This window comes from Copranaerobaculum intestinale, from assembly GCF_009831105.1.
GTDB lineage: Bacteria > Bacillota_I > Bacilli_A > Erysipelotrichales > Erysipelotrichaceae > Copranaerobaculum > Copranaerobaculum intestinale.
The window spans coordinates 191931-210457 of record NZ_WUUQ01000002.1 but is presented as its reverse complement, the minus strand read 5'-3'; the positions used below and the strand labels follow the sequence as shown (position 1 = coordinate 210457).

At 42.6% G+C, this 18527-nt stretch carries 20 protein-coding genes; 3 read left to right on the top strand and 17 right to left on the bottom strand.

The window, feature by feature from the left end:
* Positions 1 to 116: 116 nt before the first annotated feature.
* From GSF08_RS05860 to GSF08_RS05850, 3 genes are all read right to left on the bottom strand, one after another.
* Positions 117 to 629: a peptidoglycan-binding domain-containing protein gene (locus GSF08_RS05860; RefSeq protein WP_160624904.1), complete on the bottom strand. Its 513-nt coding sequence runs from the start codon at positions 627 to 629 to the stop codon at positions 117 to 119.
* Between the two features lie 76 nt (positions 630 to 705).
* The gene (locus GSF08_RS05855; RefSeq protein ID WP_160624903.1) at positions 706 to 1497 is read right to left on the bottom strand and encodes an HAD family hydrolase; all 792 of its coding nucleotides are present in this window, start codon (positions 1495 to 1497) and stop codon (positions 706 to 708) included.
* On the bottom strand, positions 1494 to 2099 hold the full coding sequence (locus tag GSF08_RS05850; protein ID WP_160624902.1) for a hypothetical protein: 606 nt from the start codon (positions 2097 to 2099) through the stop codon (positions 1494 to 1496). Before GSF08_RS05850 ends, GSF08_RS05855 begins: the two co-directional genes overlap by 4 nt.
* Positions 2100 to 2440: 341 nt before the next feature.
* On the opposite strand from GSF08_RS05850, the gene GSF08_RS05845 reads away from it, so the two are divergent.
* On the top strand, positions 2441 to 3247 hold the full coding sequence (locus GSF08_RS05845) for a metallophosphoesterase (protein ID WP_160624901.1): 807 nt from the start codon (positions 2441 to 2443) through the stop codon (positions 3245 to 3247).
* Between the two features lie 34 nt (positions 3248 to 3281).
* On the opposite strand, the gene GSF08_RS05840 is transcribed toward GSF08_RS05845, so the two are convergent.
* The 3 genes from GSF08_RS05840 to GSF08_RS05830 all read right to left on the bottom strand — a co-directional run bounded on the left by GSF08_RS05840 (position 3282) and on the right by GSF08_RS05830 (position 5801).
* Positions 3282 to 3572, bottom strand: a complete 291-nt coding sequence (locus tag GSF08_RS05840; RefSeq protein WP_249805983.1) for an amidohydrolase family protein — start codon at positions 3570 to 3572, stop codon at positions 3282 to 3284.
* A gap of 156 nt (positions 3573 to 3728) precedes the next feature.
* Positions 3729 to 5027, bottom strand: coding sequence for a tyrosine-type recombinase/integrase (locus GSF08_RS05835; RefSeq protein ID WP_117541451.1), 1299 nt, complete (start codon positions 5025 to 5027; stop codon positions 3729 to 3731).
* An 87-nt stretch (positions 5028 to 5114) separates the two neighbouring features.
* Positions 5115 to 5801, bottom strand: coding sequence for a helix-turn-helix domain-containing protein (locus tag GSF08_RS05830; protein WP_160624900.1), 687 nt, complete (start codon positions 5799 to 5801; stop codon positions 5115 to 5117).
* Between the two features lie 180 nt (positions 5802 to 5981).
* On the opposite strand from GSF08_RS05830, the gene GSF08_RS05825 reads away from it, so the two are divergent.
* Positions 5982 to 6197, top strand: coding sequence for a helix-turn-helix domain-containing protein (locus GSF08_RS05825; RefSeq protein ID WP_022358410.1), 216 nt, complete (start codon positions 5982 to 5984; stop codon positions 6195 to 6197).
* 247 nt (positions 6198 to 6444) lie between these two features.
* Positions 6445 to 7881: a MobA/MobL family protein gene (locus GSF08_RS05820; protein ID WP_160624899.1), complete on the top strand. Its 1437-nt coding sequence runs from the start codon at positions 6445 to 6447 to the stop codon at positions 7879 to 7881.
* Between the two features lie 72 nt (positions 7882 to 7953).
* On the opposite strand, the gene GSF08_RS05815 is transcribed toward GSF08_RS05820, so the two are convergent.
* From GSF08_RS05815 to GSF08_RS05765, 11 genes are all read right to left on the bottom strand, one after another.
* Positions 7954 to 8121: a nucleic acid-binding protein gene (locus GSF08_RS05815; protein WP_237999755.1), complete on the bottom strand. Its 168-nt coding sequence runs from the start codon at positions 8119 to 8121 to the stop codon at positions 7954 to 7956.
* Positions 8122 to 8164: 43 nt separating this feature from the next.
* Complete coding sequence (locus tag GSF08_RS05810; RefSeq protein ID WP_117753961.1) at positions 8165 to 8809, bottom strand: ABC-2 transporter permease; 645 nt, start codon at positions 8807 to 8809, stop codon at positions 8165 to 8167.
* Entirely contained in the window at positions 8806 to 9669 is an 864-nt protein-coding gene (locus GSF08_RS05805) for an ABC transporter ATP-binding protein (RefSeq protein WP_117541439.1), read from the bottom strand. The genes GSF08_RS05810 and GSF08_RS05805 overlap by 4 nt, the downstream gene beginning before the upstream one ends.
* Positions 9670 to 10047 carry a GntR family transcriptional regulator gene (locus GSF08_RS05800; RefSeq protein WP_117541437.1) on the bottom strand — a complete coding sequence of 126 codons (378 nt, stop codon included), beginning with the start codon at positions 10045 to 10047 and terminating at the stop codon, positions 9670 to 9672.
* Positions 10048 to 10178: 131 nt separating this feature from the next.
* Positions 10179 to 10559, bottom strand: a complete 381-nt coding sequence (locus GSF08_RS05795; protein WP_117541435.1) for a TnpV protein — start codon at positions 10557 to 10559, stop codon at positions 10179 to 10181.
* Between the two features lie 217 nt (positions 10560 to 10776).
* The gene (locus GSF08_RS05790; protein WP_160624898.1) at positions 10777 to 11649 is read right to left on the bottom strand and encodes an amidohydrolase family protein; all 873 of its coding nucleotides are present in this window, start codon (positions 11647 to 11649) and stop codon (positions 10777 to 10779) included.
* Positions 11650 to 11839: 190 nt separating this feature from the next.
* Positions 11840 to 13234 (bottom strand): glucose-6-phosphate dehydrogenase, encoded by a 1395-nt coding sequence (gene zwf, locus GSF08_RS05785; RefSeq protein WP_160624897.1) that lies wholly within the window; start codon positions 13232 to 13234, stop codon positions 11840 to 11842.
* Entirely contained in the window at positions 13231 to 14634 is a 1404-nt protein-coding gene (gene gndA / locus GSF08_RS05780; protein WP_249805931.1) for an NADP-dependent phosphogluconate dehydrogenase, read from the bottom strand. Before gndA ends, zwf begins: the two co-directional genes overlap by 4 nt.
* Entirely contained in the window at positions 14631 to 15575 is a 945-nt protein-coding gene (locus GSF08_RS05775; RefSeq protein ID WP_160624896.1) for a lactonase family protein, read from the bottom strand. The genes gndA and GSF08_RS05775 overlap by 4 nt, the downstream gene beginning before the upstream one ends.
* A 426-nt stretch (positions 15576 to 16001) precedes the next feature.
* The gene (locus tag GSF08_RS05770) at positions 16002 to 16859 is read right to left on the bottom strand and encodes a radical SAM/SPASM domain-containing protein (protein ID WP_160624895.1); all 858 of its coding nucleotides are present in this window, start codon (positions 16857 to 16859) and stop codon (positions 16002 to 16004) included.
* A gap of 56 nt (positions 16860 to 16915) precedes the next feature.
* Complete coding sequence (locus tag GSF08_RS05765) at positions 16916 to 18208, bottom strand: uracil-xanthine permease family protein (protein WP_160624894.1); 1293 nt, start codon at positions 18206 to 18208, stop codon at positions 16916 to 16918.
* Positions 18209 to 18527: the final 319 nt, after the last annotated feature.

The window sequence follows — 18527 nt, the reverse complement described above, 5'->3', positions numbered from 1 at the left end:
GTTTACAAAAAAATGACTCATAAACGCACAGGAAACGACGTTTAAAAGCTTTAAAGCATTCAGCGTTTGGCTATACCTAATCAATTAAAAAAAGCTGAGAATACCACTCAGCTTTTTTACGCTTTGATTTTATTTCGCTCATTGACTATGGCATCCCAAGTCGCCTTGCCGATGCGTCCGTCAATAGTTAATCCATACAGGTACTGAAACTGAGAAACCGTCGCAATCGTACGGTTGCCAAAGTTACCATCTACAGGTACCGGACGCAGACATGGATTGACTGCGGATAATTCATTCAGGTATTCCTGCATTTTGAATACATCCAGACCGCTGTTTCCAGCGCCTAAGAAAAACGTAGGACTGACAACCGGAATATTCGTTACCACGCCCATATCGCGCAGTTTATCTACTAAAGAATCCCATGTCTGTGATCCGATCACGCCATCGACAGCCAATCCAGCATAACGCTGAAATTCTTTTACCGCCTCCGATGTTTTCGAGCCATACTGTCCATCAAGCAGCAGCTTGGTATTGATAAAACCATTTTCCTGCATGATATTTAAATATCCCTGCATTTTATTTACACCGATTCCGCTGTCACCAGGACGGATAACGTAACGTGTATACATATAGGTAAGCCCCCTTTCCTTACAGTATATGGGAAGGGGCCTGATGTTTTTGTGTTTCTGCCTATAAGTGATGTACTTATAACATGGTTTTTAAAATTTGTACAACCCCGGCTTCTTCATTGCTGGGGGCAATAAAATTCGCCGCTTGTTTAACATCCGGATGAGCATTTTCCATGGCATAGCTGTATTTACAGCTTTGAAGCAATTCAATATCGTTGAGATAATCACCGAACGCCATACATTGATCACTAGTATAACCTAAACGTTTCATCAGGCGGGTATACGCTTCACCTTTATTGACACCGACATTCATGACATCTACCCATTCATAGCCGGATAGTAAAATCTGAAAAATATCGGCATATTTCTTCATATAAGGATATACATGATGCTCTGCGTCGTGCAGATCAAGAATCGACATCTTACAGATCGGCTGATTTTCAATGATATCCAGCAGATCATTGACAATTTGATAGCTTTTATAATATTGCTCCACATGTTCGATCACATCCCTGGAGCCCTTTTCAATATACGCGCCGTGAGCACCGCATATGACTGGATTCACTTTTCCAAATTTTCGCAGATCCTTTACGATATTCTTCATGACCGACGGATCAGCCTGATCGAGAAATAACGGTTTCCCCTCTTGAAAGACGGCAGCGCCATTTTCACAAATATAGATAAAATGCTCATCGTGACCTTTAAACAAGCTTGCCAGTGTTGCATATTGACGGCCGCTTGCGATGACAAACTGCACGCCCTGCTTCTGCAGCTCCTGCATAACCGGAAAAAAGGATTCCGGTATCTCCTTGCGGTCATTCAGCAGGGTGCCGTCCATATCGATGGCAATCAGCTTCATCGTACTCATGAGTATAAAATCGGACGATCCATTTCTTTTAGTTCCTCGTCCACATAATCCGCCAACGCCAGTGTCTGCTTACGGTCAAACTTACGCTTCAGCTTGCCATACATCACCAAATAATTAAAAACAGCGAACATGAAACAAACCAGAATCATCACCGGCATCGAAATGCGCAGTAAGGTAAGTCCAAAGCCTAAGATCATACTGAATACAATAATTAGCATCAGCAGCTTCTTTTGAATATACGCATAGGTATCTTCCAGAAAAGCGGTGCGTTCCTTCATAAAGTCCAACATTGCATCATCTGCCTCCATTATTTTAAAATCCAGAAACCGCGGCCGCGGCATCCGTTTCTTTTCCTGAAGCTGAAGCACGCTTCGTATCCGCATCGCGCAATAGCGGGCGGCAGCTTTTTTATCCGTCTGCATGTACCGTATGCCGTACAAATACATAATCTTCATAAAACTCGCGCTGTCCATCGGTTCCTTGGGATGTTCTACAAGCGCTTTTAACTGCTCCTGCTCCGCTTCATTCAAAGGCTCTTGACGAAGCTGTTTTTGATAAAGCAGTTCTAGTTGTTCTTCATAGCGCACAGCTGTCTCTGACATTAAAATCACCTCAATGAGCATATTATACTACAAAAATTTATAGAAATTAGTGAAACCTTTTCATAATTTCAATAATCTTCCTTTGCGTATCTCATCAAAAAGCCTTTTCCATAATATTTCACATCATCAGGCGATACTGTTACAAACGATGTTTAAACGGCTCAAGGTATACATTATTCACTTTTTAAAATTACATCAATCATCAAACGGATCGCATTATCTTATAAAGCTGAAATTATCTTATTCATAAACGCATGAATTTCGGAGCATAGTAGTACCGAAATATATACTTTCAAACAACCGGATATGATATACTATGGTATCTTAAGGAGTGTGATGTCATGATCTATTTGATTTTGTTAAGTGTATTGGCTGTCGGCTTTTTTCTTTATATGACCATATGGGAACCGCGCCGTATGATAATTCGAAACATCAATGTTGAAGGTGAACTAAAACAGCCCTTAAAGATCGCATTCTTCAGTGATATTCACTTTACCGCCTTCAATTTCGGCTATCGCAGCCGCAACATTCTAAATACTTTACAGATCATCCAACCGGATCTCATAATCTTCGGCGGTGATCTGATCGATATTCAGTGGGAAGATACTGCATTCTTAATCAAGCTGCAGACCTTTTTAAAGGAACTGAAGGCACCGCATGGAACCTATGCAGTATGCGGCAATCACGATGCCAGCTATATTTCTCATAAAACATATGCTTCCTTCATGCGCAGCTGCGGCATTCAGGTCTTAAACAATGAAACGATATCTCTTCCTGATTTAGAAATAGCCATCGGCGGGCTGGAGGATGCCTTATTCGGTACGCAGGATAAAGAACTGTATCATGCCCGTACCATGCCGTTTCAAATCCTAATTTCACATGAGCCTGATGTCATGGACAATGTGAATCTGAATCATGTTGATTTAGCCTTATCCGGTCATACCCATGGCGGACAAATTCGAGTACCGATTCTTACTAAGCTGGTACTGCCAAAACTCGGCCGGCGGTATGTAAAAGGACTGTATACGATTCATTCAGCCAAACTGATTGTTTCCTCTGGGATCGGCGGAGCACTGTTCTCGGCGCGCTTTCGCAATACCCCGGAAATCTTAGAAATTCACTGTATTCCTCGATCATATTCCGATTAAAAAAGACTTCCGAGATACTGTCGGAAGTCTTTTTTTAGTGGCCTTGATAAACAATTTCGCCATTGATCAACGTATATGCAACCGTTGCGTTGATCTCCATGATATTGCCTTTGGTAATTACCAAATCGGCATCCTTACCGATCTCAATGGAACCGATGCGATCATCCACTTTCAATATTTCAGCCGCATTGATCGTAATTGCTTTAAGCGCCGCTTCTTCTCCCAGTCCGGCTTTTGCGGCAAGACCTGCACAAATGGGAAGGTATTCTTCCGGAATTACCGGTGAATCCGTATTGATGGCGATGCGTATTCCATCTTTCTGCAGAATGCCGGCGGTATCAAAAGTTAAATTCTTTAATTCAAATTTATCTATTCAATCCTCTATAAACCCTGTATTTTCAAGGCATATCGCCTATTAAATGTTCAAACCTTATGTATTTTCCCTTGTTTTTGCCCTTATGAGCCGAAACAAGGGAAATTTTTATTCTCCGCCGATTACCTTATCCAGCAGTCTTGCGGAAGTACGCTTCGCTTCCCTTGTAGCGTGAGCGTAAATGTTCATTGTGGTACTGACATCAGCGTGTCCGAGAAGTTCCTGCACATCTTTAGGTGCTGCACCGTTTGAAAGCAGATTGCTTGTATAGGTGTGTCTGAGCATATGAAAGTGGAAATCCTCCAATCCCTCCACCTTTTTTCTCGCTGTCCTGCACATAATCCCCACCGTACTCGGTGCTTCAAATGCCCCATCAGGTCTAAGGCAGACAAAGGATAATTCCTTGTACCCCTCTGGGACTTCCTCCGACCTCGGCAGACTGTAAACCTCATAATAGGTGCGGTCTTTTTCTTTGACCTCCAAATAGTAATTAAGGCTGTACAGTTCCCCGTATCGAAAACGGTTTTTGTGCTGTTCTGTTTTCGCAGTTTTCAGGATTGCGGCAAGCGTATCGCAAAAGTCCACGGTGCGGATTTTTTTACGCTTTGTTGCCCCTATTTCTGTTTTGTGCCTTGCCCCGTTGTAACGCATACTGCGGCGTACTGTCAGATATTGTTCTTCAAGGTTAATGTCCTGCCAAGTCAGACCACAGACCTCTCCAATACGCAAACCTGTATAATAGGCTATCTGTATAGGAAGAAGTGCAGGATTGTTTTTCTTTTTCAGGAAGTCCTCTAATCTCTGATACTGTTCGTAGCTGAGCGTTGGTGTGGAGGCAGTTTCTCCGTCCTCGTCCGAGAACAGTTCGCATTCTTCTTTCTTTCCTCGCCATACCACATACTGCATCGGGTTAAAGGTTATCAGTCTTTTCGGGAATACCGCAAAACGGAACGCCCCTTGTAAAACAGCCGAAAACAATCGGAGATACCCTTTGCTGAGTGCCTTTGCGGTTGTACCGTCAGGATTTGTACCGCCAAAGCTGAGAAAGTCTATATACGCCTGTAAATGGTCGGCGGTTACGGTTTTCAGCTTTCGGTTTCCTATCGGGTGCTGTTTGATACGGTTGACCGTTCCCTGATAGGACATTACCGTACCATTGCTGAGATTGCCGGGTTTCAGTTCTTCCTCCACCCACAGATCGAGCAGCATACCAACTGTGATGTTTTCAGACTTCGCAACGAATTTCTTTTCCTCATAGTCAGCGATTGCTTTTCTGAGCAGGGCTTCTGTTTCAGACTTGCTTTCTGTTCCCACAAACTCTTTCTGTACTTTTCTGCCGCTTTCATCTTCGATATAGAAGCGTGCGTACCACTTTTTACCTTTTTTTCTTACAGAACCTTTTGCCATAGATAAATTTCTCCTTTCTATCCGTGGCAATCGGGACTGTGACATATGGTGTGCGTAAAGTAATAGTGTCACTTATGCCGATGAATGTCAATCGGCATTTTCACTTGTCAAAGTGCCACGGAATTTTTCTTTTTCAGCAACCCTTTCTTCGGCTGCTGTCACTATCCCGAACAGGTCGCCCATCTTTACAGCGGTGCGTCCCTCATCGTAGATATGTAAAATCCCATCTAAAAACTGCTTCATATTCTCGATAGGAAGTTCCATTTCTTTACGGTAAACCCTTTCCATAATCGCCCCTGACTCAATCGCATAGCGGCGTAAGGACTGCTTTAAGCCCTCGTCCTCCGCTACACGGTCAACCTCAGCCATTGCGTCTGCAAAGTGATAAGTCATAACCGTATAGAGGTCAATCATCTTTCCGAGGAATGTGGTAAGCAGTTGTTGGTGCGGTTCTCCCTTTACCACAGAAGAAACCGTATCAAGATATTTTTTGATATGTTCCTCCATATCCCTTGCACATAAAGTGCGGCTGTCATATTCCTTATCTTCGGAAAGTCCTGTCAGCCATTCGGGAGTGGTCAGGAGTGCTTCTGCCAGCCCGTTGATAATCATTGTACGCTTCGGGTCTACTCCGTCCGCTTCATATCTTTGAATGGTAGATTTGTTTACCCCGACACGCTTACCAAGTTCGGGCATTGTTAAGTTTAATTCTGTTCGGCGTTCTTTCACTCGTTCACCGACCTGTTTTGCGGTGAATGTAATTTCTTTTTTCAAGGCTTTCACCTCCTATTGCTGATAGTATAGCACGGAAAAACCTATTTTGCAACCATAAATTTAATAATAGACAAAAATATTTCTTAATAAGTTGCAAAACGAGTTGACAAGAGGTATCAAAATAAGTATAATTACAGATACATAGTTGCAAAATGCGTGTTTTGAAAGGAGGTTGATAAAATGGGCAACATCAAAATGGGTTTAACCATAGAAGAAGCAGCAGAATGTACGGGTATCGGAAGAAATACAATGCGTAAGTTGGTAGACTGGGGCAAACTTCCCGTCCTCAAGGTCGGAAGAAAAGCGATTATCCGCAGGGATACTTTAGAGCGATTTATGAGCGTCAATCAGGGAAGAAACCTGCTGAATGAAAACGATGTCCGCAAAGTAGAATAACCATTCTCCAAGCCCTCGGCGTTTGAGAGCGAAATACACCCCTCGCACAAATCTTCGATTTGTACTCTGGGTATTTCGCCCTTGCAGGGGGCACTGTACCATCGCTTCGGGCAATGCACCGCCGCTATGATACAGAAGAAAACAGCCCGCTGTTTTCTTCGCTGTCCGTCTGCTTACGCCGCCGAAACAGCGGCAACCGATTTCTCGGTTGCAAAAAGAGTATGCCCGTCACGGGAGGAAGGAGTATATGGCAAGACATTCATTTATACAGATGTCGAAGCTATCCAATGTCAAGGGAAGAATATCCTATATCACAAGCCACGCAAAGCAGGAAAACCTTTATGCCACCTACCGCACCGCCGACAATGAATTTTGGAGTAACCTTGCAAGGGAAAGCCAGCAGGAGTTTAAGCGGAGCGGCACAGAGGGCAAATGTATCGAAGCAAGGGAATTGATTATCGCCCTGCCCGAAGTTTATACAAGATACGAGCCGCAGGAAGTCCTTGAAGATTTTACGGAGGAGTTCCGCAAGAGATATGGTGTGGAGTGCGTGTCAGCCCTCCACCACAACAAACGCAAAACCAATTATCATATCCATCTTATCTTCAGCGAAAGAAAACTGCTTCCTGAGTCTGACATCAAGAGAGCCACACGCAGCGTGTTCTATGATGAAACGGGCAAAAGGGTACGCACCAAGAAAGAAATCACAGGGGAGGACGGGCAGATACGCAAAGGCTGTACCGTCATTAAAAAGGGCGAGGTTTACGAAAGCCACCTCTTTACCGTGAAAGATGATAAATTCAAAAGCGAGCCTTTTCTTCGGGAGATAAAAGAGATTTACACCGACCTTATCAATCGGCATATCTCCGATCCCGAACAGCAGTTAAAGGTATTTGATAAGAACAGCGTTTATCTTCCCACCAAGAAAATCGGCAAGAACAATCCCAAAGCCGCCGAGATTGAAGCGGACAATACCGCAAGGCAGGAATGGAACAGGACAGCGGATATGGCGTTGTTATCGGGTATTTCCGAAGCAAAGATTTTAGAAGTCAAGCAGACCGAGATACACGAAAAAGCAAGCCAGTCAATTAAAAGCAAAGGCTGGCTTCCTAATCTGTTCCGTGGGATTGTGGCAAAGGCAAAAGATTTTCTGCAAAACCTTATTCGGGAAAAGGATATGCCACCCAAGCCTACACTTGATATTGATATGGCAGAGTTCCGTCATATGCGAAATCTGATGATAAAAGTACAGGATAAGGCAAAGGAAATTAAAAACTTGCAGGACAAAGTTCTGCCGCACTTGAAACAGCAGCTTGCTGATACAAAGGGGCTTTTCAAAGGTAAAGAACGAAAAGCGTTGGAGGTAAAAATCAAAGAAACCGAAGTGGAAATTGCCGACAGGCTGGATAAAATCCCCGATACACTCAAAGCGGACGGTTATCCTGATGTGCAGGTATTTATGCGTACTTTCCGAGAAATGGAAAGCGTTGTAGAGCAGTACAACCGTGACCTTGCCGAGTGGGAATACCAAGTCAGCAGGAAGCCGACAGCTGCCACTAAAGAACAGCACAGACCGCCCGAAAGGCAGAGCGTGTTAAAACATCTGCGTGAGATACAGGAACGCAACAAGCAGCAACCACCGCAAAGACAGTATAAAAAATCCATTGACAGAGATAGCAGGTAGCATTGAAAAACCGCCGTTACGGTTTTACCCATAGCGGCGGCGTACATAACATTATCGTAGAAAAAGAAGGGATTAGTTTAATCTATCCAAATCTTCAAGATAAATAGACACTTCTCCACATTCAGGGCAAATGGCTACTTTAGGCTTTCCTATTCGACCACCAAATAACTTGTTTTCATCAGATGATAAAACAATTCCATATCCCGCCCCTTCAATTTTTACAGCACAATTTTCTTTCATTTCACATCCACATCTGATACACTTTCTCATTTCTTACTCCTAACTATATATATTTTTTTCTGAAAAACAAGTTTGACAGTACAAAAGACAACCCGCATATTGCAACAACAGAAACTCCTGCAATAGCAATGCTTACTTCAAAATTCTCTACAACAAACCACATAATTGAATTATTTGTTGCCTTAGTCCATAAGCCCAAAACAACAAGCAGTATAATTAAGATAAACATTGTCGCAAATCCAGCATTAACACCTAACGAGTAATTTGATGGCAAAACAAATGCCAAAAACAATAATGTCAGTGCAAATGAAGCACAGGACATAAAGAGATAAAAACCATATGCATATTGTGGAAACAGAATATATGAGGCAGAATTTACAATGAGTGCAACCACAAAGCCAATTAAGGACAAAATACCCGCACAAGCATATCTGCTGCATACAATCTGTTTTTTAGATACAGGAAGTGATACAGCATATTTCCCCCATTTCCATTGCTCGTCACAAGTTGTTAGGGAGATAATCATTGACATTATTTCAATAGGAATGAGTAAAAAACTGATATATATTGTTCCGCTTTTTTCCAATATGAACATTAACGCAATAATAATGGCTATATCCATAATCACACGAGGTAAGCCATATTTCTTTTTAATTGTAAGAAAATCCTTTGTTAATAGCCCTTTCATTTCATTTCCCCCTTTACATAGAAAAGCATAATTTCTTCGATTGCGGCTGGAACAACAATCGCTTTTGGATATTTTTTCTCGGCAATGTGACGGTCTTTTACAAGCACTTTGTATTGATAATCCTCTTTCCTATAAGCGATTATCTCTGATTTATCTAAGTTGTCAAAAACCATAGCACCACAACTCATTACACCGTAATTATCAACTAATTCGTCTTTTGAGTGGGTGAAAACCAATTTCCCCTTATGAATAAAAGTAATATAATCTGCCACTTTTTCTAAATCGCTTATGATATGAGAAGATACCAATACCGAATGATTTTCGTCTTGAACAAAGTCAATCAAAATATCTAAAATGTCATCTCTGATAATAGGGTCAAGACCACTTGTTGCTTCGTCCAAAATTAAAAGTTCTGCTTTGTGCGAAAGTGCCACAGCAAAAGCCAACTTAACTTTCATACCTTTAGAAAAATCCTTTACCCTTTTATCAGCAGGAAGTTCAAACTTCGAGAGATAATTGACATAAGTATTTCGTTCCCATTTTGAATATATTCCCGACATATATGTTCCAATTTCATTTGGTGTAAATATATCTGGGAAATGGTTTTCATCAAATACAACGCCTATTTTGTCTTTGATTTCAATTTCTTCAGAGAGATAATCCTTTCCGAAAATTTCAATATTTCCATCTGTCTTTGATATTTCATTAAGAATACAGTTAATAGTTGTTGATTTTCCTGCACCATTTTCTCCAATCAGTCCCATAATTACGCCTTTAGGTACAGTGAAGGTCAATTTATCAAGAACGAAATCACCGTAATCTTTTGTCAAACCTTTAACTTCTAAAATATTTTCGCTCATTTATTCGTCCTCCTGATATAAAAGTGTCAGTAAATTGATTAGTTTATCAAGTGATATTCCACTTGCCCTTGCCACTTCGATTGCGTCTGTAAAGTGTTCCTCTATCTTCTTTTGTTGTTCCTCAAGATAAAAGTCCTGATTTTGTGCCGATACATAGCACCCTTTACCAGCTGTTGACTCTATAAATCCATCTTCTTGTAATGTGGCATAAGCTTTTTGTACCGTTAAAATACTAATGTGCAAGGACTTTGCCAATGACCTTACAGACGGAATGGCTTCACCTGTTTTCAATTCACCACTCATAATTGCCGCCTTGATTTGTGTAGAAATTTGTTCGTACAAAGGTCGGCTTGCCTTATTGCTTACAACAATATCCAAAATTCCACCGCCATTCTGTTACTTGCTATTATATAGTGTATTACATCTACAAGTACAGTATATAATAGTTGTGCCTTATTGTCAAGGGCAAGAATAAAGCGACAGAGATTTCTCCCTGCCGCTCTAATCTTTTATGTGTATATAATTTCTCTATTGATTATTTCTCTTGCCCTTGCCTGTATCTCGTTCATTCTTACAACCCACAACATCGGGTTTTCCGCTTTGAGTTGCTCAGTCACACCTTCCTTGTCAGCCATTTGCTCAACCAATCGGAACATCATATCCATTGCCTGTTCGTCAATATCAGCAAGATAACCGTTCAATTTTCCGCTTGTGAGCAGCGTGGTGTAAACTGCTCGTTTATGTTCCTGTAAATAGCGTTTGTACCGCTGTCCCCATAAGCCGATAAACTTGTGTTCTTTTTCGGTTGGTAAAGTAATGCAAGGAATATAATAATCTCCCTGCAACTCATACCATAAACCGTTGCTTTCATCATAAATATACTTGTCCATTAAAAAATCCTCCGTTATAATATATTCGCACATATGTCACAGTTCTCCGATTGCCACACTCTGTTATATCTTGTTATGAGATTTTCTTGCCCTTGATTTTGCCCTTATAAGTAGGCAGGGAAAGAGTAAACTTGTGTGAAATCATATAAAAGGATAAGGTGAACACATTGCGATAAATCCTTTATTTTCAAGGCTTTTGGAGGATTTTATTGATAACCTATGGAGAGCAATAATCACTCATAATTTTATGGTTTTCAAATTCTAATTTTGATTTATGGGTCAGACTCGGCCCCACAATCGCATCGAATCCGCTCGCTTTCACTTGATCAAGTATCAGGTGACCTTCAGTACAATGATCCAGTGTCATATCTAAATCAAACTCTTTCGCGATGCGGATCGCGGTCAGAATATCATCCGCGCGGTGCGCATGAGCCTTGAGGGGAATTTTTTTCTCAATTACCGGAATCATTGCTTCCAGCTTCATGTCATATGGCGGAAGCTTTTGTGTGGTATCAGTGCTTGCCAGCTCTTTATTATGCATATACTCTTTGGTCTTAAACAATGTTTCACGAAGTAAAGCCGCAACATTCATGCGAGTTTTGATTTTACTGTCCATGTACCCCATTTTCGGATTTTCACCGAAGGCACATTTCATCGCGGCCGGATTTTTGACGATCATTTCATCTATGCAGTTTCCATAGGTTTTATAAATCAAAAACGTACCACCCAGCACATTCGCACTGCCCGGTCCGGAACATACCGTTGTAACGCCTCCCTCACGGGCATGCTTAATCGTTTCATCCATCGGATTGATTGCATCAATAGCACGCATATGCGGGGTAATCGGGTCACTGTATTCATTCACATCATCGCCCTCGGTGCGAATACCGGCTTCCTCCATGCCCAGATGACAGTGCGCATCGATCAGCCCCGGATACACATTGTATCCAGTCGCATCGATCACTTTCGCATCAGATGAGGAAAGATTTGTGCCCACCGCCTGTATTTTTCCGTTGGCTACTAGAATATCCCCCTGAAATACGCCTTCTTTTCCCATTGTATAAATGGTTCCATTTTTAATGATATACATAATATACCTCCTTTTTCTTATTATCATACAGGATATTCATCGTGAAAAAAAGTATGGAAGTTAAGATAATTCCATACTGTTCTATATTATAAACAAAAAAGATCTCTCCATTTCAGTAAACTGCATGGTTCTGGGGGACATGACACGGAAGAGATCTTTTCTTTATCTGAAAACAAATTCTCAAAATTATTTATGCCAGTTCGGCCCAATCCTGACCACCTAGCAGCGTTTTTGAAAATTCAACGCCATCACTGCCCGGTTCATAATCGTAAATTGGCAGCTTAGCCTTCTGATAAGCTTCCTTCATGCGATTGATATACTGCCAGCTGGTTTCAATTTGATCCCATTTGGAAAACCAAGAGACCTCATTATTGACCGCAGCCAACAACAGCCGCTCATATGCTTCCGGCGTGTTGATACGGTTGCTTTCCAAACAGCTCTGACAAAAATCCATGCGGGTAGCGATAATTTCATCGCTGTCACCAGGCTTCTTGATATTAAATTGCAGATAGATGCCTTCCTTGGGCTGAATTTTGATAATCAGCACATTTGCCTGCGCTTCCGGGTTCACATTTTTAAAAGTGATGATTACCTCCATTTCCCTCCGATTTAATTTTTTACCAGTACGGATATAAAAGGGTACATCCTGCCAGCGAGGATTATCGATTAACAAACGCAGGGCCGCATAGGTTTCCGTGGTCGAATCTGCTTGAACCTTTTCTTCCTTCCGATATCCTCGATACTGTCCTAAAACCATCGTTTTTTTCATATCCAGCTTATCTACCGGTCTTAGATCGTGCAGGACATCCAGTTGCTTTTGATGCATATCATCACCGAAGAAGCGTTCCGGCTGTTCCATAGCGATAATCGTAAGTATTTGAAAGAGATGATTTTGTACCATATCTTTTAATGCTCCGCTTTGATCGTAATAACCGCCGCGGCTTTCCACCCCGACCTCCTCCATTGCGCTGATTTGTACATGTTCGATAAATTCTCGATTCCAGACATTCTTAAAGATAGGGTTCATAAAGCGAACCGCCTGAATGTTGCGAACCATTTCTTTGCCCAGATAATGGTCGATATGAAAAATATGAGAATCCGGAAAAAAACGTTCCAGATCATGATTCAGCAAGCGAGCCGCAGAAAGATTTTCACCGAATGGCTTTTCCACGATTACCTTTCCTTCACATGCATGTTCCACATTTTCCAGACCCTGTGCGATGATTGGGAAAAATCGAGGTGCTACAGCAAAATAGAAAATGTGATTTTCATAACCGCCCTGCTGATACCAGATATTTAAGGAATTGTATTCCTGCAAAGCGGTAAAATCCATCTGCACATACTGAATCCGCTGGACAAGCTCATCAAAGGCACTTTCCTGAAAAGCGAGCCGGGCATATTTCATCACCCATTCCTTGGCTTTTTCACCATAGCTTTCCCGGGTGTATTTCCGGCGTCCGATGATGACGATGCGAAAGGTTCGATCAAGCTTGTTAGATACCTGCAGATTATATAGAGCCGGAAGCAGCTTGCGAAAAGTGAGATCACCGGTTCCGCCAAAGATCGTGAACGTCAATCCATTCATGATGATCGCCTCCATTCATGATGAAAACTGCCGGCACGATCTACCCGTTCAAAGGTGTGAGCGCCGAAATAATCGCGCTGTGCCTGGATCAAATTGGCTCCTGCATGGCGTGCTGCATACATATCCAAATAGGATACGGCATTGCTTAAAGACGGCACCGGAATCCCGGCATGTATTGCTTGAATAACAATTTTCCGCAATGCCGGAAGCGATTCCTTTACCTGCTTCGCAAAGAATGGGTCTTGTAAAAGATGATGCAACTGCTGATTACGTTCATAGGCATCTGTTATCTGATTCAAAAAACGTGCTTGGATAATACAGCCGGCTCGAAAAATTGAAGCAATGCCACCAAGCTTGAGATCCCAGTGATAAGCATTGCTCGCCTGTTTCAGTAAATCAAACCCCTGTGCATAGGCTATCATTTTGGCGGCATACAAACCGGAACGGATATCCTCGATCGATATACTGCTTCCTAAATTATCAGCTTTTGCATCATGGAAATATTGTGCCGCGGATGGGCGGCTTTCGTTATTAGACATTACACGGGCATTACCGGAAGCTGTAATCATAGAAACATCAACACCCTGCTTCAGTGCTTCGATGCTCGTCCAGCGGCCGGTTCCCTTTTGCTGAGAAGCATCCTTGATTTGATCGATCAAATCATTATCGCTTTGATCATCGTGCTCCCTTAGGATATCGGCGGTAATTTTGATCAAAAAGCTATTCAAGGTTCCCTGATTCCAGTCGTCAAACACATCTGCCATTTCCTGATTATTCATATGTCTCACATATTTTAACAGCAAATAGGCTTCAGCAATCATCTGCATATCTGCATATTCAATACCGTTATGCACCATTTTCACGTAATGACCTGCGCCGTTTGGGCCGATATACATACAGCAGGGCTTGCCGTCATCCGCCTTAGCGGATATCGTTTCCAAAATCGGACCGATATTGAAATAAGCAGCAGGATCACCGCCCGGCATCATACTCGGTCCAAAACGGGCTCCGTCCTCACCGCCGGATACTCCAACTCCGAAATAATGAATGCCCTGTGAGCGCAAATAAGATTCACGGCGGATCGTATCTTCAAAAAACGAATTTCCTCCGTCCATGATGATATCCCCTTTATCCAAAAGCAAAAGCAACTGTTCAATGAGACTGTCCACCGGTTTGCCGGCCTTGATCATCATCATAATCCGCCGCGGCTTTTCTAAGGAAGAAACCATTTCCTGTAAGGTGCGATAACCATGAAAATTCTTATGCGGTGAAGCTTCGATCATCTGCTTTGTGACTTCATAGCTGCGATTAAAGCCTGCTACCTGATATCCGTGATCGGCCATATTGAGCGCCAGGCTGCGCCCCATAACCGCTAATCCGATGATTCCAATTTGATTCATTTGAATGCCTCCTTTTCTGCAAATACGATACTGACACCTTGTTCGATCGTAATTTCACGATTCAAGTCCTGCAATCGTCCATTTTCAGCATTTCTGGAGAATACCGCCATTGTGCCGCAGGTACGATTGATAACAAATACATACTGCTCATCCGGGCTCAGTGCTGCATCACGGGGATGATCACCATGACTGTCCATTCGCTGAATGACTTGCCACTTTGAAGTATCGACGACTGCTACCTGGTTGCTTCCGCGTAACGAAAGATACAGGAATCGTTCATCTCTTGATAAACGGATTGCCGCTCCACCCCATTGTCTTCCCTTCACTGACAGCGTGAGTTGTTTGACAATTTTCATCGTTGGTTCATTATGAATAAGGAAAAGCTCACTGGTATTTTCACTAATGACATAAATTGTATTTTCATCCGCAGTCACCGCACCGTGGCGGGGCCCGCTTCCAACCGGAAAATTCAGTATCTGTACGAGAGTTAAATCCCTGCGGTCATAAATATAGAGCGCATCCAACAGCCGGCATGGTACGATTATTCGATCCTTTGTCAACAATACCTGATGACAGCCGGCTTCTTCCTGAATAAACACCTTCTTATCAATCTTCAAATCTGCTTTCTCATACCGTATCAGCACTCCGTCATGATAATTGACCGTATAAATATATTGCTGATCCTGCACCACATATACCGCAACATCCTGTTCGAAGCTTTCCTTGGCATGTACCATCTGATCCTGAATACAGATCAGCTGCGCTTGATCGCGGCGGCAGGGAAATGCCAGCATACCATCCATGTAGGATACATATTTCACATCCTCCGCTTCAAAAAACAGCTGCTTTTCAAGAAAGTGAAGGTTTTGTTCATCAAATTGAAAGCGATAAAGACCTTTGCTTCGCGGAGATAAATATGTCCCCACAAATCCTGTGATCATATGAGCACCTCTTTTCGTTTTTACTCCATAACCTTACAACGAACGTTCCATTCTACCTACTAATATGCTCCGGCGGCAGTGATTTTCATTCAACAAATTCACTCTGTCAGTCAATGAATTTAAGAAAATAAGTGAAGAAACATACAGTAAAGCATATGAAGATACCAGACTTTCTCATTCACGTTCTGCCCTTTCTTTCTTATCCTTTGTCGTGTGCTGTGCTTGAACAGTATTATCAACAGCGAATGATCGTTTAGCAGCGATGCGATATAAGGAGAAGAAAGGATCAAAAGGAATGAAATTATTGAATTTATAAGAACATTCTCATGCTTTATTAACTTTCGCATAATTTTAATTACAAAAGCGTTCATTCTGTAAATATTGATAAGCCAGGATCCAATAAAAAAGCCGCCAATCAGGCAGCCATTATTTATTAGCCCCAAAACGAAGCCGATAGGAACAGCGCTGGCAAAGCGGCATAACTGCCTTTCCCTGCTTCCAGCCTTCCAGAATTTTCTTCCCCATTTCTCCTTCAATAATTTCAGAGAAGGGCTGATCTTTTAAATTTCCCAATACACAGGCTCCATTCCCATCTAAGCAGCATGGTACGACATCACCGTTCACTAAGATCGCACACATGCTTTTCCATCCAAGACAGCGTGCCGGATCAGCTTGAATCGGATTGTCCAGACTCGGCCATATAAACATTTCTTCAAAATTGAGAAACATATTCTGCTTCAGAGTATATTTATCGCTTCCTCGTATCCCCTGCGGCGCAATCTCAGCATGATAACGGTCATTGATACTTGACACGAGCGCCATTGTAGCTTCATCCAAGCTGCCGCCTTGCTTATTCCATAGTCGATAGGACATATAGACGTGATCCAAGAGCTGTTCACCAGCTTCCAGACAATCCTTCAGATAGGTGTTGTTGTCAATTCCGTCCTGCTGTGAAAAGCTGTGCAGAGAAACATTGATCTGACGCAGTGCGGCGGCCTTTTTTAAAATGGGCAGCCGCTCTTTTAAAAGCGTTCCGTTGGTTGTGAGATTGACCTGAAAACGCAATTCTGCACAGATATTCAAAATTTTTTCTAATTCCGGATGCATGAGCGGTTCCCCAAGTACATGCAGATACAGATAGTCACTGTAAGGACGAAGCTGTATTGCCGTGGTTTTAAACTGCTCTGCTGACATGCACTGCGGCGGCCGTTTGTTTTTGATGCAGAACGAACAATGCAGATTGCAGCTATTCATAATTTCTACATAAATCCGTTTAAATCGCATTTCATCACCAAACCAAGTATATCATAAAAAAACACCGGACACACCGGTGTTTCATATTATATTTCCGGAGCTTCCGGTCCTTCTTCGTGTTTTGGCAGAATCAGATTCAAAATAACTCCCACCAATGCAGACAGTGCTGTTCCCGATAAGGTAACAACCTTGCCAAACGGAAGGATTGCCCCGCCCAAACCGATGACCAGCATCGCTGAAGCGATGATCAAATTGCGCTGATGTGCAAAATTGATATGATTATCAACCAGTACCCGCAAGCCGTTGCTGGCGATTACGCCATAGAGCAATATACTCATTCCTCCGAGTACCGGATCCGGAATGGTTGAAATAAACGCGGATATCTTGCCGACACAGGACAGCAGGATTGCGATGCAGGCAGCCCCTGCGGTCACGTAAACACTTGATACTCTGGTCATACCGATAACTCCGGTATTCTCTCCGTATGTCGTATTGGCCGGGCCGCCTAAAAAGGCAGAAACAGCAGTTGCGATACCATCACCCATCAGGGTGCGTTCCAAACCAGGATCTTTTAAGAAGTTGCGTCCGCAAATTTTACCAAGGACGGTATGATCACCGATATGCTCAGCAATCGTAACAAAGGCAACCGGCAGGATTGCCCAAGTTTCCGGGCCGAAGTAGAAATGCCAGCTTTTGAAGCCCGCAAGCTTAAACGGCAGAATAAATTCCGGCAGAGAAAACCATTCGGCATCGGCAATCTTCGAAAAGTCCACGAGTCCGAATGCAACGGCGCTTATATAGCCTACTGCGATAGCAATTAAAAAGGGAATGATTTTAAAGAAGCCTTTTGCTTTGGTGCTGATGAACGCAGCTGTTAAAAATGTGATGATTGCCACAGCCATATTGCGAAGATCACCACCCTGTACCAGATCGGCGTTTTTAACCGCATTGGCTGCCAGACCCAGACCAATCACGGCAATCATCGGACCGATAACAATTGGCGGAAGCAGCTTGTCGATCCAATTCTTACCGACAAATTTGATAACGGTTGCGACAATTACATAGGTAACACCTATCAGCATCAAACCGGTCTGTGCCGCCGACACATCCCCGCTGAGTGCCGCTACAGCAATCTGAACAGCTCCGATATAAGCAAAGGAGCTGCCTAGGTAAACCGGTACCTTTCCTTTGGTACATACGGTATAAATAAGGGTTCCGATACCAGAAGCAAACAGTGCCACCGATACAGGAAATCCAGTAATAATCGGTACCAGCACCGTAGCACCAAACATTGCGAACACATGCTGAAATGACAGCAGGGCCCATTGTGCAGGTTTTGGTTTATCCCGAACATCCAGTAACATTTTTGAATCACTCATATGTATATCCTCCTTTATCACACAGGCAGATAAAAACGAACTGCACCCGCAGTCCGTATATGGCAATATGATGATGAGATAGTTGCCTTGCGACCTCTCTGGATCCGCTTAAAGACCTATGTGCTGTTCTTATTTTAGCATAGGATATAAATCCTGTGAAGCATAAACAAATGATTTCCAATTCTTTCTGATGATAATATCACCTTTTAAGCACTTATCAAGTACATTTTATAAATGCATGCGATCTGTAATATGGATTTATCTGTTTTAAATTCTTCCATCAGCACCTCATTTTTATAAAGAAAATAAAGAAGGAAGT